This window comes from Streptomyces sp. NPDC001292 (genome assembly GCF_042896465.1).
GTDB lineage: Bacteria > Actinomycetota > Actinomycetes > Streptomycetales > Streptomycetaceae > Streptomyces.
On the sequence record NZ_JBIAXG010000002.1, the window covers coordinates 348,800 to 371,698 of the forward strand.

Here is a 22,899-nt window from a genome sequence, read left to right on the forward strand (position 1 = left end):
CCGCTCACTTTAGGGGAGTTGGATCAGTGGTCGCGTGAGAACGCGATGCGGGGGTCAACCGGCCGGACCGCCGCTGCGGCGACTACGGAGGCGGGGACCGGCGCCTTGCGCGGGAGGCCGGCGCGGGCCGGGCTGGCGGCGAGCGCGGCGGCGCTGATCGGAGATGCACGAGCGGGGACTTGGCCTCGTTCGCGGGACGCGGTCGGCGCGGCAGCAGGGCGGGGACGCGCTGTCACCTCCTGAGCGAGGCGGGGCTGCACTGCGACCTGCAGACCCGACCGGTGCAGGGCCAGCGTGGCGTCGGCCACCTTCCCCAAGGCTTCGCCGCGATCCGTGGTGGCGGGCAGTGTGTAGATGTCCAGGCTCGAGTTATGCCGCCAGCCGTGCTCCACCAGGGCGAGCCCGCTGAGGCGGGAGACACGGTCGTCGATGGCCGCGACGATGCCAAGCTGAGGATGTTCGGCGAAGGCGACGTCGGGCTCACCGAGCGGGCCGCGGGCGCGGACCGGTGCCGTGTCGGGCGTCAGCGCGGGGTCGAGTGCGGCGTCCACGTCGACCCGGTAGCCGGCCTTGCGCAGCAGCTCGACTGCTCGGGTCGTACGGCCCTGTCCATCACGGTTCTGGTTGGCCAGCGCGTACAACGTCGGCTGGTCGGGGACGGGATGGAAGTCGAATCCCTTCAACATCCAGGTGCTGGCCGCGAGGTTCTTCGGGTTCGCGGCGACGATGCCGTAGACGGGGTGGTGACCGAAGGCCAGATCGGGCAGTACGTCGTAGTGGCTGGGCATGGCAGATCCATCCGGGGTGGGTGCGGTCGCAGGTGTGGTCGAGGGGCGAATCGCTTCTGCCGGTGCGGTACACGAAGGACTCCTGAGCGGTGGTTGGTCAGCGATCGGGGGAGGACGAGGGTCGTGCGGGCGGCAGCGCGGCGGGGGCGGACGACTCCGCCGGCGATCCGGACGGGAGCGCGTGCTGTCCCGCCGCCGGCGAGGGGGCCAGAGCGGCACTCACCCGGGACCGAGCAGGGGGTGGCGGGAGCGCGCAGGCGGCGCGCTCCTCGACGGATCGCTCCTGCTCCTGGCGTGGCGGAACGCCAAGCTGGTCCAGGCGGGCGTCGACGGCGGTGAGCAGATCTGGCACGCTGCCGCCGTGCCGCGCGTGGGGGCCGCCGGGCTCGGAGTCGTAGACCACTTCGTACACCGTGTGCTCGGCGGACCGGTGACGGGTCACCATCCAGCTCTCGGGGGACTCGGGGTGCTCGGAGGACGGCTCCTGCGGTGGCGAGATGATCAGTGAACTGCCGTCGGGAAGCTCCGCGTGGACGATGTAGTCGCTGAGGCCGTACTCGACGGTGCACTCCAGGCCGCGCTGCCGGAGCGCAGTGGTGAGGGCGGCATAGCGGTGGTCCTGTTCGGACGCAGCGGGCGGGGACGACGCGCTGATCCAGGCAAGGACCTGAGGGCTTTCGGGGTGCATGGGGTTTCTCCGTTGTCGAACGTCCCCGGGCCGACGGCGTGAGCCGCCGGTTGTGTGGGGCTTGAAGGGGTGCGGTAGTCCATGAGGATCCGGCGATCGGTCGGTTTGGTGCTGCCGTGACTCCGTGCTAGGTGGTCAGCGGAAACGACCGGGGGACGGCGGATGCGATGCCGGGGGGACCGGAGGCGAAGCGGGCGATACGCCACGGGCGCTGGGAGTGGACCGGGTCAGGGCGACGCGCGCCCGTTCGGTCTGCGCCGGCCGTTCGACGTCCGCCCGGTCAGCGAGGTACTCACCGACGCGTACGAGCGCCGGGCCCTGGTAGGACAGCTCGTGCGCGTAGTGCCAGCCCTCGCTGTTACGGTGCTCCTCCGCACGCTCCTGGTAGAGCTGGAGCGAGCCCGGCTGCGAGCCGTCCATGAGCGCCATGATCTGGTCCCACTCATGTCGCAGCTCCTCCGCCCGGAGCAGGGTGGTGTCGATCCCGCGCAGTCGGCGGAGGTCGTCACTGATCGGTCCCTCGACGTAGTCGGGGCCGTCGGCGGCGGCACGGACCCCGGCCAGTACCTCGGGTCCGTGGTCGAGGAACACCTCGGCGTGCTTCCACGCCTCGGCGTCGCGCTTGACCTTGCCGTCCGCGTAGACCTCGTCGTCCAGCGGCCAGCCGTCCGCGTCGCAGAGGGAGTCCGAGACCGCGTCCCAGGCGTCGGACGCCTCGTTGATGCCGGCGGCGGCCGAGGCCAGTGCCGGGAGGTGCCGTCGCCACGCCAGAGGGGCGGTGGCCTCCGGCGGCTGGTTGTCACCGGAGGCGGGAGGAGTGGAAGAAGCAGACATGATCGATCCTTGTTGCTGTGCCGGTCGTTGGGCTAGGCCGCCATGCGAGCGTCGGTGTCGAACAGCTCGCGCTCGGCCGGGTGCAGGATGTGCTGCGTGATGAAGGAGCGGCTGGCGACCTTCCACAGACCCCGGCCCTTGGTCAGGGCGGACACGGCCTGGGTCTCGACGCCGGTCAGGCCGAGCAGGGACGCGGCGGCGGCGAGCTGGTCGGGCTCCTGGCGGTAGATGATGCGGGTGCTGCAGTCGGCGAGGAGGCCCTCGGCCAGGACTCGGCCGCGCGAGCCGGCGTCGCCCGCCGAGAGCAGGTCCGACAGCCGATGGATGACCATCAGGTTCGCGATGCCCAGGCCACGGGAGAGCTTCCACTGCGACTGCATCCGCTCCAGCAGGCCGACGTGCCGCATCAGCCGCCACGCTTCGTCGTAGATCACCCAGCGCCGCCCGCCGTCAGGGTCGGCGAGGGCGGACTCCATCCACGCGCTCGCGCACGTCATCGCGAGGACCAACGCCGTGTCGTCGCCGGAGCCGCCGAGACGGGAGAGGTCGATGGACAGCATCGGCGTGGTCGGATCGAACGACACCGTCGAGGGTGCATCGAACATGCCGCTCAAATCACCATGCACCAGGCGGCGCAGGGCGTGCGCGAGGTCCTGGGCGGCTGAGCCGAGGTGCCCGGCTTGGTGGCCGAGGGCCCGGTCGAGGCGTTCCGGGGAGCCGAGGGCGTGCGCGATCTCGCCGAGCAACGGTACCGTGCCGCGGGCGGTGGCATCGGCAACGACCAGGTCCAGGGCGAGATCGAGAGCGGTGTGCTCCATCGGCAGCAGATCGCGCTTCAGCACCGTGCGGGCCAGGCCCGCCAGGAGCAGCAGGCGGCGCTTGCGGACCTCCGTCGTCCAGTCCTCCTCGCTGACGGAGGCGGGCCGGGCCGGGGCATCCAGCGGGTTCAACCGGCCCGGAAGCCCTGGCCCCAGCGCGATGCTGTAACCACCGAGGGCCTGCGAGACACTGGTCCACTCGCCCTTCGGGTCGCACGGGATATAGATCCGGTAACCGTGGGCGATCGACCGGGTGGCGATCGACTTCGCCAGCGCCGACTTGCCCATGCCGATGATCCCGGCCAGGACCGCGTTGGGGTTCGTGAAGCCCTCGATCCGGCCGCTGTTGTACAGCGAGAACGGGTCGAAGCAGAAAGCTGCTTCCGCGTGCACATCGCGGCCGATGAACACCCCCTCGGCCCCCAGGCCGCCCTCGGCCACGAAGGGGTAGGCACCGCTGGCTGTGGCGGTGGTCATCCGGTGGGCGGGCAGGTCGAGCTTCCCGCCCCGGGCCGAGGCCGGGCCGGGACGACCGGCCAGCGGGTAGGCGGGCCGCAGTTCCGGGTCGAGGGTCTGCTCGGCGCGGTGCTTGGGCGGGGTTCCGGCGAGACGTGCCTGGCGGCGGGCCTCGGCGAAACCGGCTCGAGCGGCCCGCTGCTCGGCGCGTGACGTCTTGCGGGGCACGAACAGGGGGGAGGCACTGGCGCGGGTACGGGACATGAACGTTTCTCCAGACAGGGTGGCGGGTCAGCGGCGGACGAGGCCGGTGAACGGCGCGTGCAGGTCGGCCGGGGTGGTGCGGCGCCGCACCGAGTGCGCGGTGCGCTGGTGGCGCTGGCAGATGGTCAGTTCCGGCGCACCTTCGGGCAGGCCGGCCTGGCATGCCTCGGATTCGGGGATCTCGCCGGAGTCCGGTCGGGGTGCCGCGTGGTAGGCGGCGTGGAGGTGCTCGGCGGCCTGCCAGATGCGGGTGCGGGCGGTGCGCAGCTGGTCGCCCTCGCCCGCGACGAGCTGACCGGTGCGACCGGCGTGGGCGTCGAGCAGTCCGTACAGCGATACGAGGTGGGCGTGCAGGGCGTCCAGCTCGGCGCGGGTGGTGACCAGCGGGCCGCCCGGGACGTTGAGTGCACGGTGGAAATCGAGTGCCGCGGTGGCGAAGGGCACGAAGTCCTGTGCGGGCGGGCTGGCGGTGCGGGACATGAGGGTGCTCTTTCGGAGGGGAGGTTCAGGCGGCGAGCGCGAGCGGCATGGCGGCGGCGGTGAACGCTTCGGCCTGCTGCCAGGTGAGCGGCCGGAGGTCGAGCTGGGCGCCGACGGCCGCGGTCTCCACCACCGCGCAGGCGTTGCGCAGTTCGTCCTCGGTGTCGGCCGAGACGGTCAGCAGCCCGGTCAGGGCGACGTCCGCGTGCCCGGCGATGAGCTGGCGCTCGCGCGCCTTGATGTCCTGGTACTCGATCGAGTCGGCCTCGGAGTCGACCTGTCCGCGCCGGGCCCGCTCGGCGGCGTCGGCGATCACGCTGGACTTCTTGCGCTGCACGTCGCGCAGAGCGGCGTCCAGGTTCTTTGGCTCGTAGGAGAGCGACAGCGTGCGCCGGACCCCGCCGGTGAACAGGAGCTGGTGCAGGAATCCGGCCGACGTCTCGGTGCGCGGCCAGTTCTCCACCCAGTAGGTGGCGTGGACGGCGGAGTCGGTAGCGATGTGGTCCGCCTTCTCGACGACCACGACGGGGCCGGCGGCGGCGGGCTCGGCATCAGGACGGCCGGCGGTGGACCAACGATCCAGCGTCGCCAGCGCCTTCGGGTCGTAGGCGGTGCGTACCACGGCGGCGATCTCGCTGGCGGTGAGCCAGCCGGTCGGGGTGAGTCCGGCGGTCCGCGCGGCCTGGTCGAAGGTGGAGGTGAGCTGGGCCAGGACGCTGAACCCGCCGGTGAGGCCGCCGCCGGCCTGGTTGATCAGGCGTCGTGCCGCCTTGGTGTCCAGGGATACCGCGACGTACGCCTCGTGCGGGGCGGCTGCCGGGCCCGCGCTCTGGATCAGCTCGTTGTAGATCGTGCCGGCCATGGGGGTGTCGGGTCGGCCGTGCTCTTCCCAGTAGCGGCGCAGCGCGTCGCCGGAGTCGGGGATGGTGCGCTCGATCACCTGGATGCGGGCGATCTGCCCGGTGCGGGCCAGCGCGGCCAGCGCGCGTCCCCAGCCGCTCACGTTGGCCTGCTGGGTGCCCGGGTCGAGCAGGGCGTAGGCGCGGGAGGAGACCTTGACCACCGCGGTCAGCGTGCCGGTGTGCGGGTTGTGGACCGCGCCGTACTTGCCGTCGGGAGCGGTGGCCACGCGCAGGCTGGCGGCGGTGCCGGGCAGGTGGAGCAGCCCTTCGCGGGTCGGCCGGCGAGAGGGCCGGGTGAGCCAGACGAACTGGCCGCGCATCCGGCGCAGCGCGTAGCGGATGACGATGGGGGCCCAGTCCGCCAGGGCACGGCCTCGGTGGCGGACGAAGACGAGGAGGGCGGTGGCCGCCCACAGGGGAATGAGCTGCAGAGCGCCGACCACACCTCGGGTGAGGATCACGGCGAGAAGGAGAAGGCCGGTGAGTCCGGCGACGGTCAACTGCGGGACGGTCAGGCCCAGCAGGACGCCGCGCCTGCTGCGGTGGGGGAACTTCACGGTGGGCGTGGAGGACTGGTGCTTGCCGGACATGGTGGTTCCAGACGGTGGGAGCGGGCGGAGGACGGGGCGCGCAGTGCTCTTCTGGACGTCATGGCGAAACCTTCCTGCTGGTCGGGGGAGGTGGGGGCGGGCCATGGAGTGCGGCCCGCCCCCGGGGGTGTGGTGGCTCAGGAACCCGAGGGCGGTTGGGTGGGGTACACCCAGTTGGTCGGCGTCGGAGAGCCGGCGGCCGACGGTCCGGACGCCGACGCCGACGCCGACGCCGACGCCGGAGTTCCGGAGGCCGAAGGCGCGGGGCCGACAGGCGGCATGGAGGTCATGTCGCCGCCCGGAGCCGATGTGCCGGCGAGGTGACCGGAGCCGCCCGCCGCGCCTTGGACAGTCACCTCGGGCCCTTCCTGTTCGTCCTCGCCGGGACGCGTGATCAGCGGCGGGATCCCTGGGCGCTGGATCAGGGCCCGGCCCTTGTCGCCGGTGGCGTTCGGGTCTTCGCCGTACCGGAAGCGGGTCTGCTGCTTGGGCGAGCCGGCGTCGATGCCCTCTTTGCTGGGGTTGCCGCCGGAGGGGTTGATGCCGGAGGCGACGCCGTCGGTCCCTGCACCGGGGACCTGGTTCGGGCCCTGCGGGGCGGGGGTGCCGGTGCCGGCCCGCAGAGCGAGGCTGCCCGCGGTCTTCGCCGCTCCTGCTGCGACCGCCATGCCGGCGACGCCGGTGCGGTGCATGTCGTCGTGGCCGCCGCCGTCGCTGGCCCAGTGGACGAACTTGTACGTCGCGTATGGGCAGAGCAGGACCAGGACCATCACGACGATGCCGGCCATCGCGTCGGACAGGGCTGCCATCCCGTCGCTGGCGTCGCTCTTGCCCATGGCGGAGACGCCGATGAGGAAGACGACGGTCATCAACAGCTTGGAGACGATCAGGGTGCCGGTGGCCTCGATCCAGCCGCGCCGCCACCGCTTGGCGACCTCCCAGCCACCGCCGGCCCCGGCGAACACGGCGAGCGCGACCATGATCAGGACGCCGACCTTGCGGGCGACCATCACGCCCCAGTAGAGGAACGCGCCGATCGCGCACCCGAAGGCGACCAGTGCGGGGACGCCCCAGCCGAGGCCGTACATGGCCCCCATCTGGTCGACCTTGATCACGCGGCGGATCGCGTCGTCGATCGAGGTGTTGGCCGCTTTGAACAGTCCGTCGGACAACGCGTCGACCACGGTGATGGCGACGGTGGTGAAGGCGATGGCGGAGAAGCTGAACAGGACACCGGTCATGGTGCCGAACGCAGCCTTGACGAGGGCGCGTTCGTCTCGTCGCCAGGCGGCGGTCATGAGCTGGATGCAGAAGATGCCGACGGTCAGGGCGAGACCGATGGGCAGGAGCAGCTCGTAGTTGTCCCGGAACCACCCGGCGTTGAGGTCGATGGCCGTGGTCCTGTTGACGGCCTTGGCGGCCAGGTCGGCCGCGCTGGACGCCAGCTCGCCCGCCGACTTCGCGATCCACGCCCCGAGGCCGTCGGTGACGGTGCCGGCGGGGTTGGTGGCGAAGTCGACGGCGCCGCAGACCTTGTCCATCAGCGGGAAGTCGCAGACTCCCATGGGTCGTACCTCCGTTCTGAGGCGAGGGTCAGGGCGCGACGGACGGCATGACGCCGACCAGGGCGCAGGGGTGGTCGGGGCGGCACTGGACCGCGAGGGTGGTGGACCGGCTCTCCGCGCCGCCGGCGGGCGAGCCCTTCCAGGCGATCGACTGCTTGCCGGAGACGGTGACGGCGTAGACGTACGCCTGGGTGATCGCCCCGGGGTCGTCCTGGAGGGCCTGGGTGAAGGCGTGCGGGAAGTGCCCCTCGTTGATCTTGGCGGTGGCGACCTGGTGGTTGGCGGCCATTTCCTTCCACAGCACGGGCGACGGGACCGTCTTGTCGACGGAGGCCGGGTCGGCGTACTTCGACTCCGTGGTCAGCCAGTCGCGCAGTGCCTTCCGTAGCTCGGGCTGCGAGTACGCCCGGGTGTCGTACGACCACAGCGCTGCGGCGGCGGCCTTCCCGTACTTGATCGGGTCGTGGGTCTTCGGCGGGACGGGTAGGGCGCGGGGCCGGGTGTTCGGCCCGGACGGTGCTGCGGACGGGGAGGACGCCGTGGACGAACTCGACGGTGGCGCCGGAGTATCGGAGGGGCTTCGGCCCTCGCGGGTGAGGTAGGCGATCAGGCCGGCGAGGGCGATGAGCACCACCAGGACTACGGTGCCGAGCAGCGCCCGGCGGCGCACGCGAGATGCGCCGCCGGGGTGGGTGGAGTGCTGAGCCATCAGTGGACCTGCGTCCCGAGCGTCGAGAAGAACGCCACTACGCCGTTGGCTGCGCCGAGCAGAAGGGCCGCGCCGGCACTGACCAGCACGCCCTTCTTCCCGTTCGCCTCGGCCTGGTGACCGCCCGAGTGATGACCCCAGGCCCACACGCCGGCGCTGACGGCGAGGGCGCCGACCACGGCGATGAGCCCGAAGAGGCTGATCGAGCCCATCACCTGCTTGAGGACGTTGAGACCCGGCAGCCCGCCCGCGTTCGGCTTGATTCCGGGGTCGTAGGCGAGCTGGATGACCTGGTCAGCGAGATACATGGGGAACTCCAGTTCGAATGAGCGCACGTCAAAGCCCTGAAGGGCGAACCAGCGGTGCGAGAAGAGGTGAGGAGGGGGGAAGCGCCGGTCAGACGACTCGGCGGGCCGCGAGAATCCGCGATTTCCAGGACGCGACGGTCGTGATCCGCACGACGTCACCGGTGTGCGGGGCGTGGACGATCAGGCCCTGCCCGATCGCCATCCCGACGTGCTCGGGCACGGCGGCCGCCCCCTCGGTGAAGAGGAGGTCGCCCGGCTTCAGGGCGTCGACCGACACCGACTTACCGTCCTTGACCTGCGTGTACGTGGTCCGCGTCAGGCTGACTCCGGCGGCCTTGTACGCCTGCTGCATCAGGGAGGAGCAGTCGCATCGGCCCATCGGGTTCTTGCCGTGGGAGTCGGTGCAGTTCCCGCCCCACTGGTACGGCGTGCCGAGCTGGCCCAACGCCCACCGGATCGCCGTCTGAACCTCTCGCGGGGCAGTGGCGGGGATCTTGTACTCGTCCGGCAGCGCGCCAGCCGGGATGGTGCCGAAGTCCGTCCCGTCGCCGTCCGCCGAGCAACCGCCCGCGGAATAGGGCGAAGGACCGCCGGTGTCGGCAGAGCCGGACGGCGACGGGTTCGGCGACGGGTCGCCGGCCTTCTGCAGCAGGGGCTCGATGGCCTTCTGCAGGGCGGTGGCCAGCGGCTCCCACCTGGCGTACGCCTCGGGGAAGCCCGACTTCTGCACCGCCTGGGCGGCCTGGGTGACGGACAGGGACTGCCAGCCGGAGACCTTCTTGAGCCCCTCGTAGAACTTGGTGCTGGCGTGCACCGGGTCGAGGATCTCGCTGGCCGTGCCCCAGCCCATCGACGGCCGCTGCTGGAAGAGACCCAGCGAATCGCGGTCGCCGTAGGTCAGGTTCCGCAGGCCGCTCTCCTGCAGGGCGGTCGCCAGGGCGACGACCTGCCCTCGGGCGGGGATGTTCATCGCGACGCCCGTGGCCTGGATCGTCTTGGCGTTGGGCACCTGATCGGCAGGTGCGTCCAGGCCCGGCACGGATACCGAGCCCTTGTCACCGCCGTCCAGGATGGCCTTCACCTGCTTGGCGACGGCGGAGGTGTCCACACCCTGTGCACCGTCGTTCGAGCACGAGGCCGAGGCGGTCCCAGCGCCGATGGCAAGGATCGGAAGCGCCAGCAGCAGCGGTCCGGTCGCGCAGAGACCGACGAGGGCTCCGGTCGTCTTCTTCATCGCCGCCGTTCAGCACGACGGCGGTGCCGGCCAGGTGACGGAGGTGGGTCGGGGCGCGGGTGTGTCAGGGCATGCTGCATCGCAGCGGCTCCTCGGTGTTCGTAGGAGGCACGGTGCCGACTTCTCGTGCAAAGCCGTCGGCACCGCGCCGATGTGCATCCGCCTCTCGACGGGCCCGGGTCAGAGGAGTTGGTAGCTTCCGGACGCCGGTTTCAGGTCACGCGCGGCAGCCAGCCGCGCTCGTAATCTCAGGCAGTGCACCGGGACCTCCTCGCGGCGCTCGCGGATACGTGGGCAACGTGCCGCCGAAGCTGCTCGATTGGACGAGACAGCACGGATAAGCACAGGTCAACGGGGGTGGAGCAGGGCTCCTGCCCGGTGACACGGCGAGACAGTAGACCGGGATTCCGGCCGCACCAAACGACTGCCGTCCCGGGGCCCGCTGCAGGAGGTCACCTCGTTAGGTGCGGCCGGAAATCGTCGTTAACCTCCGGTGCAACCTCGCCCGAGACGAATGCAGTTGAGCGCTGTCCGGAGCGGGTCCAGATCCGCCGTGCCCGAAGAGAGGCCCTCCCCATGAGCTACACGCTGCACCGAGGCGATGCCCTGACCGTCCTGAAGACCCTCCCCGACGAGAGCGTCCAGGCGGTGATCACCGATCCGCCGTACAACTCCGGTGGCCGTACCAGCTCGGACCGCACCGGCCGCACCGCGCGTGCCAAGTACGTCACCAGTAACAGTGCCCACGACCTCGCCGACTTCCCCGGCGAGAACCGCGACCAGCGCTCCTACCGCTCCTGGCTCACCGAACTGCTCACCGAGGCGTACCGGGCCTCGACCGAGCACGCGGTCGCCATGGTCTTCACCGACTGGCGCCAGGAGCCGACCACCTCCGACGCCCTGCAGATGGCGGGGTGGACCTGGAGTGGCACGATCCCGTGGATCAAGCCCTCCAGCCGGCCCCGCAAGGGCGGGCCGAAGCAGGACTCGGAGTTCATCATCTGGGGCGTCAAGGGATCCCTCGACAACACCCGCGACCTCTACCTGCCGGGTCACTACATCGCCTCCCAGCCCCGCAAGGGCCGGGTCCACATCACCCAGAAGCCGGTCGAGGTCATGCAGCAGCTCGTCCAGGTATGCCCCGAGGGCGGCACCGTGCTCGACCCGTTCACGGGCAGCGGCTCCACGGGGGTCGCGGCCCTGCGCGAGGGACGCCGCTTCGTGGGCGTCGAGCTATCCGCGCACTACGCCGACGTCGCCGAGGAGCGGCTGCGCGCCGAGCTGACGAAGGACGACTTCGAGCTGGCCGGACCGGAGGCATGAGCATGAGAGCGGAGAGCCCGGGGCCGGCGGCCTGCAGACGCCGAAGGGCGGCTGGTGCATCGAGTAGCCGATGCACCAGCCGCCCTTTTCGTTGCGTCAGGCCGCTTCGAACGCCCGCCGGATGAGCGGCGCCGCCTTCTCCAAGTCGGCCGCCGAGAGGAGGCGTACCTCCAGGTCTCCGGTCCCGAGGTGTCCGATGCCGCGCATGTCCCGGGTGAAGCCCTCCTCCAGCTCGACTGAGTCCGGGTCGAGCCTGAGGTACGCCAGGATCGCCTCGTGCTTCGGACGGAAGATCACCGACGCTATGTTCACCAGCCGCCGGTAGGCGATGTAGTGCCGCAGCGGCGCCACCTCCACCTCGCCCCACGCCGTGAGCGCCTCGTCCAACTCCGCGTAGAGGTCCCGCAGACATTCCGGGACGAGGCCAACACCTGCCGGCGAAGGAGTCACCGGCGCCGTCGGAGCGCTGTCGACCACCGTTGCTCGCTCCCGGCTCCGCCGAGACGGGGCGGCGCTCGGGAAGCCGGGCGCGGAGTCGACGAGCAGCAAGCCCAGAAGGCCGCCCTCGAAGATCCGGTAGCGCACCAGGTCGATCCGCTCGGGCAGACGCTGCACGGCCACCCGGTCGTGGTGCGAGAAGCCGGCCGCGATGCAGACCGTCCGCGGACGACGCCAGTCGATCGACGCGGCGGCTTCCACGCCCAGCACCTTCCGCACGAGCGCCTCGAACTCGTGCTGCGCCGACTCCAGCCAGGACAGGTACGAGACGGCCTGCGACATCACCCCGCTGTCGGAGCCCTTCTTGAACTCGATCACCACCGGGCTGCCGTTCTCGTCCAACCCCAGGGTGTCGATCCGCCCCCGGTGCCAGGGACCGGTCGCGTACTCCGACGCCAGGAACCGGATGCCCAGCATCTGTTCCAGACCGGCCTCCACCCGCCGCTGCAGCTCTACCTCCAGCGTGACCGACGAACCGGGCAGCTCGACGTCACGGCCGGCGGCGTCGAGCCGGAACAGCTTCAGGTCGCTCACCATCGTCCCCCTCCGTGATCACTACAGGAGAAGTAATCGAAACCGGCCCGCGGGTATTCCAGTGGATACCTGAGTGTCATGCCGCGTCGGGGTCCTCTGGCCTCTCGCTGTTCTCGGCCAATGTGGACGCTTCGGGGTCGTTTGGGGAAGATGATCAGCTGCGTCAGGCTTGTACCGATTCGGACAGGCGTTGGACGCGTCACGGCGCCCGCGAAGTGGGGATGGGGGTCGTCCCGTTATCTTTTTCGCGGTCCTGCAAGAGGGCCGCTGGCCTCCGGGCCCGGCATGACTGTTGCCCCCTGTCGAGCGAATGACCTGGGGGGGTGGTGTCACCGGGCCCGAGGGGTGCCGTCGGAGACGCTGATCAGAGGCCCGACCACCGCCCGGCCGGGCGCAATGCCCGGCATCCTGCGGGCGGCAGGTCTGCATAACGTGGATGCGCGCGAACGGACCCACCGCCAAGGCCGGCACCGGATCGAACCATGTGGGGGCACAGTGATCGATATCGACCAGGTGGGCGTCTTCCTCGGCCTGGACGTCGGAAAGAGCACGCATCACGGCCACGGCCTGACCCCGGCCGGCAAGAAGGTCTTCGACAAGCCGTTGCCCAACAGCGAACCGAAGCTGCGGGCCGTCTTCGACAAGCTCCGGGACAAGTTCGGCACCGTGCTGGTGATCGTGGACCAGCCCGCATCCATCGGCGCCCTGCCCCTCACCATCGCCCGCGCAACAGGCTGCCAGGTCGCCTACCTGCCCGGACTCGCCATGCGACGGATCGCAGACCTCTATCCGGGCGAGGCCAAAACCGACGCCAAGGACGCGGCCATCATCGCGGACGCAGCCCGCACCATGCCCCATACCCTGCGCTCTTTGGAACTGACCGACGAGACCACCGCCGAACTCACCATGCTCGTCGGGTTCGACCAGGACCTCGCCGCCGAAGCGACCCGCACGTCCAACCGCATCCGCGGCCTGCTCACCCAGTTCCACCCCAGCCTGGAACGCGTCCTCGGCCCACGCCTGGACCACACGGCCGTCACCTGGCTCCTCGAACGCTACGGATCCCCGCAGGCTCTGCGGAAAGCCGGCCGGCGCAAGCTCGTCGAGGTCATCCGCCCCAGAGCACCGCGCATGGCCCAGCGGCTCGTCGACGACGTCTTCGACGCCCTCGACGAACAAACCGTCGTCGTTCCCGGCACCGGCACCCTCGACGTGATCGTGCCCTCGCTGGCCAGATCGCTGGCCGCCGTCCACGAACAACGCCGAGCCCTCCAAGCCCAGATCGCCGCCCTACTGGAGGCCCACCCTCTTGCCGAGGTCCTGACCTCGATGCCCGGCATCGGCGTCAGGACCGCCGCAGTCCTCCTGACCACCGTCGGCGACGGCAGCTCGTTCCCGAGCGCCGCCCACCTCGCCTCCTACGCCGGCCTCGCCCCCACAACGAGACAGTCCGGCACCTCGATCCACGGCGAACACGCCCCCAGAGGCGGAAACCGGCAGCTCAAACGCGCGATGTTCCTCTCCGCGTTCGCCGCCCTCCACGACCCCGCCTCCCGCACCTACTACGACCGCTGCCGAGCCCGAGGCAAGACCCACACACAGGCCCTCCTCCGACTCGCCCGACACCGCATCAGCGTCCTGTTCGCCATGCTCCGCGACGGCACCTTCTACGAACCACGCGTCCCCGAAGCAGCCATCACATGACCAGCTCAGGCTTGACGAAGGACATAGAGGCACCCCCCGGGGCGCCCTGGGTTCAGCGTCGGATTGCGACGACCTCGACCTCTGCGTTCATCGCGCGCAAGCGACGTGCCGACTGGAGGAGGGAGACCTGGGCGAAGGCGAAGAGGGAGTCGACGGTGATCTCCTTCCCGTCCTTGAGGAGGATGGCGAGCACGACCTTCAGCGTGCCGAAGTCGCTCAGGAGGCGGTGGTCGGGAGTACGCTCCGCAACCTGCCCCAAGAAGACGCCGCGGATGGCTTCATCGCTGCGGAGGGTTTCGACGGCGGTGACCGCCTGGGCGAAGAGGTGGTTCAGTGGCGCGGTGCCGTCGCTGCTGGTGGCCTTCTTGACGCAGATCAGCTGGTTGTCCGGGCCGAGGACATCGCAGACCTCCAGTCCGCCACCGTTGAACTTGTCCGTGACGATGTTCTTCTTGTCGAAGAGGAGGTAGCCCGCCTGGCCTGCTGCCTGCTTGTTGTACCAGTCCTCATCGTGAGAGTCCCGCCCCTTGGCGTTCGGTACTCCCTTCGGCCAGGCGGGCAGTTGGACGCTGGACGGCTTGCCCAGCAGCTCCCGGAGCTCTTCCTCCAACGTCTCGAGGAATCCGGCCCCCACCTCGTACCACTTTCCGTGGCCGTAGAAGTACCGCGCCGTTCCCACGGGGACGTCCGCGATGAGCCACTCCTTGCCGGTGGTCGCGGCGCTGGCCGGCGTTTTCAGGTCGTCGTCGCTGAACATGACGACCCGTACCTGGCCGAGCGCCTTGAGGCGCTTACTCTCGGTCTTGTCCGAGACGAACTCGAGGAGGACAGGAAGGGCCAGGTCGGTGACGTCGATGCTGCGGCTCCCAGAGCTGATCCGGAACGCCTGGGCGGAGCCGAAGCCCTCCTGACAGCTCTCCGGAACTCCCAGCGTGAGCCGCGGGTGACTCGGGTCGGCGAGCATGCCCTCAAGGACTGCCTGGGCATCTACAGCCTTGCGGCTGCGGTTGTCCAGCGTGCGGAGCCGATCGACGAAGCCCAGTTCGGGCAGCGGATCCGGGCGCGAGCAGACCTCCTCTATCGCACGCAGGTCGCTGAGGAATTCCTCCGGGGTAGTGGCCAGCGGCAGCTTGATGGTCGACTCGGAACACTCGACTCGAACATGCTTTGAGGTACCGGAGGGCAGTGAAGTCAACGGGATGCCGCTGACCGTTCCACAGATGCGGCGGACGACCGCGCCGAACCGGTCGAGCCCGAAGCCGTCGATACGCTCCCCCCTGGCGACGGAGTACTCGTCGACACGCCCTCGTCCGTCCATGATCTGGTTACGCACCTTGATGATGCCGTCCTCGTCGAGGCAGCGGGTGGCGAACTCCAGGCCGAACTCATCATCACGGTAGTACGGGTCCAGCATGTGCTGGCCGACCCCGTAACTCAGGGCGTACAGGCCGCGCTCGGTGCGCATGAGCACCAGGCCCGCAGCGGAGTGATTCCGTTCGTTGACCTCCAGGCCGGTGATCCGCTCGACGGCCGGGCACCAGTCGGCGCGGTCCCGGGGGATGCCCCCGTTCACCAGCAGCCCTGTGACGCCCTCCCGGGCGAACTCGCGGACTTGGTAACCGGGTCTATCGAGATAGTGGGGGCGCACGAGGGTGCGGAGTTCTACCTCGCCGCCGTCCGGAACGGCGAGCCGGTGCAGCGTGGACTTGCGGGTGCCGGTTTTGCTCTTCTTTATGACATCCACGTCGTGCTCCTTCGAGTCGCGGTGCCGGTGACCGCGTTGCACGAGATCGGCCACACCATCGACGAGAAGCGCGCTCGACAGATCCTGCGCGATCTGGCCGCTGAGGGCCTGCTGCTGCGCGTCGATGGCGAGCGAGCCCGATACCGCCCTGCTGATCCGGAGGAGTAGAGGCGACGGACGGCGGCACGTCGGGCGGTGTCGGTAGCGGCGCCCCCCGTCACTGCTTCGTCGGTTTCAGAGAACGGGCTTCATCGTGCTGTCCAGACCGATGGCGCCTACGGCCGCGCCGAGCCCAGGGCGACATCCGTGTCCCGGCCGGCCCAGCCGCCGTGGGTGCGCCAGAGGAGGTGGACACCGTAGACGGCGAGCAGGGTCTCGGCGGACCATTCCTCGGCCGGCGGCTCGGTGAGGACCAGGTAGAGACGGTCGGCGGGGGCGGCCAGGGTGTGGTTGATCTCCAGGAGGCGGGCGGCACCCGAGCGGAGGTCGGCGTAGGCGGATTGGTCGGCGCCGAGGATCTCGTAGAGGAAGTCTCCGTCCTCGGCCGTGCGGCGGACATCCACGACTTGGGATGACGTCGCATGTGCGTCGGCCTCGAACAGGGTCGACATCAGGGCATGACGCACCGCTTCGTGCTTCTTGCACGCGCGGTCGGCGGTCGCGGTGGTCTCCAGCACGTGCAGAAGATCCGTCACGGAAGGTGTCGTTACGGCGGTGTCCTCGGCGGATGCCATGGGCTCGGCTGCTTCCTGCTCGGGCTGCGGTGCGGAGGGGGCGGGTGCGGTCTCGGTTGCCGGTTCGGTCGAGGTGGTCATGCGGTGCTGGAGCGTCTCCCGGGCCTGGGCCAGGGAGGGGGACCAGCCCGTTCGCGCCAGGTCTTCGCGGAGACGACTCACGTCCAGGCTGTCGTCCTTGAGGGCGCGATTGGTTTCGGCGGCGAGGTCACGCAGGAGATTCAGACGCTGTCTGTCGGGGGAGCCGAGCACTCGTCGTACGTCCACCCAGTCCGCCTGATCGCGGCGGAGCACGCGGTTGGCCATGCCCTTGAGCTCGGAGAGCCGCTCGCGGGCGTTCTCCGGTACGGCGCCGCCATCGGCGGTCAGTTCGTCGAACACGCCGAGCGCAGCCAGGTAACGCTCGGACATTTTCGCCGAGATGGGCTGGCGTCCCCGCTGGTCCGTCGTGAGCAGGCAGTGGTTCCTCTCCTGCGCGAAGACCCAGCAGTCCAGCTTCTCGCCGATCCGTGGCGGAGTCGATCCGTGGCGGACGGTCAGGATCAGCGGGACCTTGACCGTCGGCGAGAGCGCTTTGACCTTGTAGCGGCCGCCTGTACCCCGGTCGACGACGCGGACACGAATGGCGGAGCCGATCTCGGGGACGTCAGCGGCCGCCATCGACGGCTCGGTGGGGGTGGTTCCAGGTTCGGGAGTATCGGTGGTGTCCATGAGGGCGTCCGGGAGCGGGGAGGTGTGCAGGACGGTCAGGCTCTGGGTGCTTCGGGTGAGGGCGACGTAGAGCTGGCGCAGCCCAGCCGGTCCACGGTCGGCGATGGTGGCGGGTTCGACGACGAGGACGTGGTCGTACTCCATGCCCTTCGCGTGGGCGGCGGCGAGAACGGACACGGTGGCACGGAGCTCTTCGGTGAGGCCGGTGGTCTGGTCGAGATGACGGTTGATCTCGTCGAGCCAGCCGGAGTCGTCGGGGACGATGACGGCCACGCGGCGCAGGGTGTGTCCGTCGCTGGTGCCGACGAGCCGGATCGTCTGAGCGACGGTCTCGTCGAGCAGCGTCCACGGTTCGGCTGCCAGAGTCCGGACGCTGTCGGGGCCCGCTTCGCGCACCGCCCGGGGGTAGGGGAGCGAGGGGGCGATCGCGCGAGCCAGAGGCGCGACGAACTCCATGATTTCCGCCGGTACGCGGTAACTGGTGTTCAGTTCGGCGACGTGCCAGTCGCCGTGGTCGGACAGCAGAGTGCCGAGGCGGTCCCAGTCGGTGTAGGCATGCGGACCCGTGGCCTGAGCGAGATCGCCGAGTACGGTCATGGAGCCGTTGACCGCGATGCGCCGGCGCAGTGAGCGCGCCTGCATGGGGGTCAGGTCCTGGGCCTCGTCGATGACGATGTGCCCGTAGCGTTGCGGAGTCTCTCCGGTGATGAGGTGGCGCAGCTCTTCCAGGCAGACGCGGTCGTCGAGAGTCCAGCGGTCGGCGTCCGCGGTCGCTGCTCTCGGACGGTGGAGGGCTGCCTGCTCTTCCGGGTCGAGGATGCCGTCGGCGCAGGTGCGCAGGAGTTCGGGGGAGTCGTAGAGGCTTCGGAGGGCTTCCCTGTCACCGGGCGACTGCCAGACGCGTTCGATCAGCCGCTCGACTTGGCGGTTGCGTTCCAGGTCCCGGCGGATCGTTCCGCCTTGGCTGCGGCGCGGGGTCAGAGCGACGAGTTCCTGGAGCAGGCGGTCCACCAGCAGACTGCGGAAGCGGTTGCGGCGTTCCCGGTAGGAGCCGTCGCCCTCGCGTGCTTCCTGGAGAAGGACGAGAACCTCGGAACGCGGGATACGCAGAGTGGTGCTGCCGGCGGTGACCGCGAGTTCGGGTTTGGCGTCCTTGTACGTGGGCGTAGTGGTGAATTCGTCGATCGCGTCGGGACGGCACTCGTGTTCCACACGCCGGCGCAGGACGGCAGCCATGCGGTCGTCGGACTTGACCAGCCGTGCACGTGGGGTGTCGGCGCCGAGGACCTCGCCGTCCCAGAGGCGGTTCATCTGAACCGCGTTGATGTTGCGGGTGCCGAGGGTCGGCAGGACCTGGCCGACGTAGTCGAGGAAGCGTTCGTGCGGGCCGATGACGAGGATGTCCTGCGCCTTGAAGTGGTCGTTGTTGACGAGCCACGTCACGCGGTGCAGGCCGACCGCGGACTTTCCGGTGCCCGGGCCACCCTGCACGACGAGGATGTCGGCGGGAGAACCGGTGACGAGATCCATCTGATCGCGGCGGATGGTCTCGACGATGTCCCGCATGCGGCCGCTGCGGGAGCGCTGCAGCTCGCGCAGGAGGAAGTCGTCGAGCGGCTGTTGTCTCTTTTGATGGAGCCGGGCGACGTCGGACGGGGTAGGAGCATGCGGGACCGCTGGCGTCTCGGACGCCGCGATCTTGGGATCGTCCTGGACCTCGACCGCGGGTTCGGCGCCGTCGAGGACAGGCGGCGCGGTGGGGGAGGCGACGGAGATCTCATCGACGTACTCTTCGACGACGTTCTTCGCGCAGCGCAACTGTCTCCGCAGGAGCACTTCGCCTGGTGCCTCGGGCAGGGCCTTCGCCCACTTCTCCGCTATCGGGGCGGTCCACAGCACGACGACGGTCTCGCGGGTCTCCACGTCGGAAACGGCACGGCGGCCGATGTAGAAGGTGTCCGACGCCTCACCGGGCTGGATGTCGACGCGGCTGACGACCAGCGACGCGTCGCCGAGACCGGCGTACTCCGCGGCCTTTGCTTCGGCGTCGTTCTGGTTGGCGACGCTGTCCTTGCCGCTGGCGGATGCCGCGGCGATCGAGCCGCCGCTCAGTTCGGCCAGTCGTTTCTCGTAGCAGTCGTAGGCGCGGTCCACCGCCTTCTGCTCTTCGGCGATGATCTCGTCGCGCATGGTGGTGCTCATGTACGTCCCCTCCCCCTGCGGCGCCCCGAGAGGCGCCGCGCGCCGGGCATATGCCCGGCCCCCGGCAAAAGACTTATCAGACAGATGAGCCAGCTGTGAATATCGGTCAATGAGGCAATTCCCGTACGAGTTCGCTGACTTCCGCACGCCATGAGTGGACCTGGTCCCGGGTGGGGCCGATCTCGTACTGGTGGTAGTGACACCCGAGGCAGAGGTGCGACCAGACGGCGTTGGCCCTGCGGGCGGTCGTTGCGGCGGTGTAGCAGCGCAGGCAGAGCATCTTCGCCCGCGTGGTGATGCCGGCCAGTCCCGGCATCGCGGCGTCGAGCGTGCGGTCGACCGCGATCTCCAGGGCGGTCCGCAGCGCGAGGGAGGCTCCACGGTGCCGACCGGCCACCGATGCTTCGACGCTGGGGTCGGAGAGCAACTGGTCGGCCGTCAGCAGCAGTTCCTCGATCGACGTGCTTGCGACGCTGGTCACTTGGCCACCTCCGCCTTGCGCACCTTCTGCGCGAGGTCGCTGATCTCGTCCACGAAGCGATGTGCGTTGGTGATGCGGGCTCCTGCGGAGTGCGCGCCGCTCTGGCACATCTGTACGAGCTCCATCGCGCGCCGCCCGTACCGGTGCCTCAGCTCCGTCTTCGCATCGTCCATGCGTCCGCTGTCTCCGAGGAAGGCCAGCGCGGCCACCCTCCAGAGCTTGTTCGCATCGGTCACGGCGAACTGCAGATCGAGCTCGGAACCTCCCAAGCGGTGATGCCGGATCCAGGCCGCTTCGACGAAGGCGTTCTCCAGGGCGATCCGGCAGAGACTGGGCAGCACGTGCGTGCGTGCCGCTTCCGGGAGGTTCTCGGTGCTGGCGAGAGCCCTGGCGTCCGAGATCGCCTGGCGGACCGGGTCGGTCACGGCCTTGACGTTCACCTTGGACGCCTTGCCCCGCTCGACCTCGAACACCGTGACCGGCAGCTCCTGGGTCGTGAAGGCGCGCTGGAGCCGGGTGTCGTGGGTGAACACGACGACCTGCCGGTGCTCGCCGAGCTCGTGCAGGACCTGGGCGAGCCCGTTGACCTTCGCAGGATCCATGGACTGCACGGGGTCGTCGATGACGATGAAGCCGAACGGGCTGTCGACGGTGGCGGCCCGGGGCAGGAACAGGGACAGCGCGAGCGAGTGCTGCTCTCCCTGGCTCATGACGCTCAGCGCCGAAGCTTCCTCCCCATCGACGGTGACGTCCATGACGAGCTTGCGGACGGTGGCCTTCTCGCTGCCCTGGAGGCTCACCGACTGCAGGTCGATGTCGCTCTCCTGGCGAAGCTTCTCCCAGATCCGCTGGGAGTGGCCGGTGAAGCCCTCCATGCGCCGCTCCCGCAGCTCGGCGGTGAGGGTCTTGACCCAGGTGCGGGCCTTCTTGATATGGCCGAGCCGGGGCTCGGCGTCCGCGGCGGCGCGGGCCTTCTCCGTCCAGCTCGCCAGGCGTGTGACGAGCTGACTCCACCGTTCGTCCCGCTTCTCCAGCTCCCTGGCCGCGTTGTCCTTCACGGCGGCGCAGGCGTCAGCCAGGGTCAGGGCGGTGTCGTGGACGCGCTGTACGAGCTCCCTCGGGTCGGTGACCGCCCGGCAGGCGAGCCACGCGTTCCACGGATCCGCAAGGGAGGCGGGGATCCGATGGGGCCTCTCCATGAGGTTCTGGGCCGAGCGTGCCGCAGACCGGAGTTCACCGCGCGCGTCCTCGGCGGTCTTCGCCTCCTGGCGAAGGAGGGTGATCTGAGCGCCGGCACCGGCGGCCCACGCCGAGTCGAGGACCTGCTCCGTGCCGCAGACCGGGCAGGACTCCTCGTCGGGGTGGCGGTTGTTATGGGCCAGGGCCTTCTCCAGAAGCTCGGCACGCTGCAGAGCGTCCTCGGCACCGGTCAGGCGCACGTCCTCGACCCCGGCGAGCGCCTCGCGCAACCGGTCCACGGCGGCCCCGACCTGTTCCAGATCCGGGCCCTGCACCTCGACCTCGGCGCGCAGCTCGGCGAGGATGCCGTCGTCGGTGGCGGGCAGCCCCGCCACCAGCCCTTCGAGGGTGGCGAAGTCCGGCCGGCCCTTCGTCTCGATGGCCACGAGCGCCTGGACCGCACGCTCGTCGTCCTGCAGCGCGTACAGCGCTTCCTTGATCTCCGGCAGTTCGTTCTTCGCCGCCTTAACGGCGTCGCCCAGCGCCTTTTCCCGCAGCCCGAGGTGGTTGTACGCGGTGCTGAGGTGCCCCAGTCCGAGGATCGTGGCGATGGAGTCGTACATCTGGGAGGGTTTGCCGCTGATCATGCGGCCAAGGTCGACGTACGACAGGAAGGGACGGTAGTCCGTCAGGGCCTGCTTCCAGGAAGCCTGGTCGATGGGCACCGTGCCGTGCCCGGGGCGCCGGAACGTGCCCGCGCAGTCGGTGACGTCGTGGCCCGTCCACGTACGGCTGAGCGTGCTCCGGCCGGAGTCGCCCTCGACTGCCAGCTTGACCTCGATCTCCGTCTTGGCCCCGTCATGGAGATTGCGCCAGTTGCTGGTGCGTGTCGCGTCCTGTCCCAGCCAGCGCGTGTTCGTACCCGTGAACGCCGTCTCGATGGCCTCGGCGATGCTGGACTTGCCAGAGCCGTTGCGGCCGACGACGAGCGTGACACCCGGCCGGGGGCTAAGGTTCAGCCAGGTCCGGGGGCCGATGCCGCGGAACCCTTCCACGGAGACGGAGTCGAGGTAGATCCGGCCCATGGGCGAGTTCCCCGGGGTCTGTGCGCTGCCGAGTGCCTCGGTCAGGAGCGCCTTCACCGGTTCGCCGAGGGGTGCCGCGGTCAGACGTGCCTCCACCAGCTCGGCGAGCGGCGTGGACTGGGCGGCCGGGGCCTGCGCGGCGGGGTCCGCGGAAGGGTGTGCGTTCGACTGGTTCTGCTCGGAACTGGTCATGGGGGCCTTCCTGGAATTGGTGCCGGTTCGGAGGTACGGGGCAGTGGCGCACGCTGTAGACGTGGGTCTTCGACCGCGCTGGTTGCCGACGGGCCGGGGCTTCGGACTCGACGTGGTTGGTCGGCGGGGTGCCGGTCAGCCGTCGGTGAGGTGTACGCGATGTGGGCGCCGATGTGGCGTCGCTTGCTGTCCGGGCGGTCAGCCGCCGAGGGTGAACTCGAGCCCGCCTGCCCGCAGGGCGGCCTCCGTCTGGGTGAGACCGCCGCGGTGGGACACCTCCACGGTGTAGAACTTCGAGCCCGGGGTGATGTCGTCGACAGTGAAGGAAAAGACGCACCCGTCCTCGGTCTTCTCGCCCAGGCCGAGCGAGCCGATGGCGACCAGGGTTCCGTCCGCGTCGGTGACGTTGACCTGGGTCCCGAGGTCGATGTCGGAGTAGCCGCCGGTTCCGGAGCACACCTCTCCGGTCTCCAGTCCCGCACCGACTTCGGCGAGCGTGAGCGTGCCGTCGGTTGCGAACGGGGCCGGCGCCCGAGTCGCTCCGGTCGCGGCGACTGCCGGCTGGCCGTCGCCGCTCTTCGCCGGGGCCGCGTCGGGACCGAGCAGGGACAGCGATGCCCAGCAGATGCCCACGGCAGCGGCTCCGGTGCCGATGCCGAGAAACAGCACGGCGGTCCGCGAGAGGTGGGCCCAGCGGGAACCGCGCGCCGTCCTGGGGATTTCTGCCGGATCACTCGACGGCGCGGACTCGGGCATGGGCGGAACCTGGCCGCTGGGCGGGAGCGGGTCCTGAGCGGAACCCTCGGCGGACTGCTCGGACTCGGACATGGCGATGCTTCCCCTCGTGAGTGATCGGGAGCGGAACGGAGCTGGGGT

19 protein-coding genes are annotated in these 22,899 nt (G+C 69.9%); 3 read left to right on the forward strand and 16 right to left on the reverse strand.

The genetic code is table 11. The annotated features are described in order from the left end of the window. Positions 1-23: 23 nt before the first annotated feature. The 10 genes from ACFY4A_RS04440 to ACFY4A_RS04485 all read right to left on the reverse strand — a co-directional run bounded on the left by ACFY4A_RS04440 (position 24) and on the right by ACFY4A_RS04485 (position 9,636). The gene (locus ACFY4A_RS04440) at positions 24-788 is read right to left on the reverse strand and encodes a hypothetical protein (RefSeq protein ID WP_390827869.1); all 765 of its coding nucleotides are present in this window, start codon (positions 786-788) and stop codon (positions 24-26) included. A 97-nt stretch (positions 789-885) separates the two neighbouring features. After that, positions 886-1,476, reverse strand: coding sequence for a hypothetical protein (locus ACFY4A_RS04445; protein ID WP_390827870.1), 591 nt, complete (start codon positions 1,474-1,476; stop codon positions 886-888). 135 nt (positions 1,477-1,611) lie between these two features. Then, positions 1,612-2,247 carry a hypothetical protein gene (locus ACFY4A_RS04450; RefSeq protein ID WP_390827953.1) on the reverse strand — a complete coding sequence of 212 codons (636 nt, stop codon included), beginning with the start codon at positions 2,245-2,247 and terminating at the stop codon, positions 1,612-1,614. A 95-nt stretch (positions 2,248-2,342) separates the two neighbouring features. Then, positions 2,343-3,848 (reverse strand): ATP-binding protein, encoded by a 1,506-nt coding sequence (locus ACFY4A_RS04455; protein WP_390827871.1) that lies wholly within the window; start codon positions 3,846-3,848, stop codon positions 2,343-2,345. A 27-nt stretch (positions 3,849-3,875) separates the two neighbouring features. Next, entirely contained in the window at positions 3,876-4,328 is a 453-nt protein-coding gene (locus tag ACFY4A_RS04460) for a DUF6238 family protein (RefSeq protein WP_385942197.1), read from the reverse strand. A 25-nt stretch (positions 4,329-4,353) separates the two neighbouring features. Beyond that, positions 4,354-5,820 (reverse strand): SCO6880 family protein, encoded by a 1,467-nt coding sequence (locus ACFY4A_RS04465; protein WP_390827872.1) that lies wholly within the window; start codon positions 5,818-5,820, stop codon positions 4,354-4,356. Between the two features lie 137 nt (positions 5,821-5,957). Further along, the gene (locus ACFY4A_RS04470) at positions 5,958-7,385 is read right to left on the reverse strand and encodes an ATP-binding protein (protein ID WP_390827873.1); all 1,428 of its coding nucleotides are present in this window, start codon (positions 7,383-7,385) and stop codon (positions 5,958-5,960) included. A 28-nt stretch (positions 7,386-7,413) separates the two neighbouring features. Beyond that, a complete protein-coding gene (locus ACFY4A_RS04475; protein WP_390827874.1) occupies positions 7,414-8,094 on the reverse strand; it encodes a hypothetical protein in 681 nt (226 codons plus the stop codon). Then, complete coding sequence (locus ACFY4A_RS04480; protein WP_390827875.1) at positions 8,094-8,402, reverse strand: DUF6112 family protein; 309 nt, start codon at positions 8,400-8,402, stop codon at positions 8,094-8,096. Before ACFY4A_RS04480 ends, ACFY4A_RS04475 begins: the two co-directional genes overlap by 1 nt. 88 nt (positions 8,403-8,490) lie before the next feature. Further along, a complete protein-coding gene (locus ACFY4A_RS04485) occupies positions 8,491-9,636 on the reverse strand; it encodes a C40 family peptidase (RefSeq protein ID WP_390827876.1) in 1,146 nt (381 codons plus the stop codon). A gap of 576 nt (positions 9,637-10,212) precedes the next feature. Between ACFY4A_RS04485 and ACFY4A_RS04490 the strand changes: the two genes are divergently transcribed. Then, positions 10,213-10,959 (forward strand): DNA-methyltransferase, encoded by a 747-nt coding sequence (locus ACFY4A_RS04490; RefSeq protein WP_390827877.1) that lies wholly within the window; start codon positions 10,213-10,215, stop codon positions 10,957-10,959. Between the two features lie 96 nt (positions 10,960-11,055). Here the strand turns inward: ACFY4A_RS04490 and ACFY4A_RS04495 are convergent, their stop codons facing one another. Then, positions 11,056-11,994 (reverse strand): DUF5655 domain-containing protein, encoded by a 939-nt coding sequence (locus ACFY4A_RS04495; protein ID WP_390827878.1) that lies wholly within the window; start codon positions 11,992-11,994, stop codon positions 11,056-11,058. Positions 11,995-12,486: 492 nt separating this feature from the next. Here ACFY4A_RS04495 and ACFY4A_RS04500 point away from each other — a divergent pair, with 492 nt between their 5' ends. Then, complete coding sequence (locus ACFY4A_RS04500; protein ID WP_390827879.1) at positions 12,487-13,695, forward strand: IS110 family transposase; 1,209 nt, start codon at positions 12,487-12,489, stop codon at positions 13,693-13,695. A 52-nt stretch (positions 13,696-13,747) separates the two neighbouring features. On the opposite strand, the gene ACFY4A_RS04505 is transcribed toward ACFY4A_RS04500, so the two are convergent. Next, positions 13,748-15,439 (reverse strand): DUF6119 family protein, encoded by a 1,692-nt coding sequence (locus tag ACFY4A_RS04505; protein WP_390827880.1) that lies wholly within the window; start codon positions 15,437-15,439, stop codon positions 13,748-13,750. Between the two features lie 3 nt (positions 15,440-15,442). Between ACFY4A_RS04505 and ACFY4A_RS04510 the strand changes: the two genes are divergently transcribed. After that, positions 15,443-15,607 (forward strand): hypothetical protein, encoded by a 165-nt coding sequence (locus tag ACFY4A_RS04510; protein ID WP_390827881.1) that lies wholly within the window; start codon positions 15,443-15,445, stop codon positions 15,605-15,607. 107 nt (positions 15,608-15,714) lie between these two features. Here the strand turns inward: ACFY4A_RS04510 and ACFY4A_RS04515 are convergent, their stop codons facing one another. The 4 genes from ACFY4A_RS04515 to ACFY4A_RS04530 all read right to left on the reverse strand — a co-directional run bounded on the left by ACFY4A_RS04515 (position 15,715) and on the right by ACFY4A_RS04530 (position 22,851). Then, complete coding sequence (locus tag ACFY4A_RS04515; protein ID WP_390827882.1) at positions 15,715-19,086, reverse strand: AAA family ATPase; 3,372 nt, start codon at positions 19,084-19,086, stop codon at positions 15,715-15,717. A gap of 106 nt (positions 19,087-19,192) precedes the next feature. Further along, entirely contained in the window at positions 19,193-19,567 is a 375-nt protein-coding gene (locus ACFY4A_RS04520; protein ID WP_390827883.1) for a hypothetical protein, read from the reverse strand. After that, positions 19,564-22,023 (reverse strand): AAA family ATPase, encoded by a 2,460-nt coding sequence (locus tag ACFY4A_RS04525; protein WP_390827884.1) that lies wholly within the window; start codon positions 22,021-22,023, stop codon positions 19,564-19,566. Before ACFY4A_RS04525 ends, ACFY4A_RS04520 begins: the two co-directional genes overlap by 4 nt. A 198-nt stretch (positions 22,024-22,221) precedes the next feature. After that, complete coding sequence (locus ACFY4A_RS04530; protein ID WP_390827885.1) at positions 22,222-22,851, reverse strand: hypothetical protein; 630 nt, start codon at positions 22,849-22,851, stop codon at positions 22,222-22,224. Between the last annotated feature and the right edge of the window lie 48 nt (positions 22,852-22,899).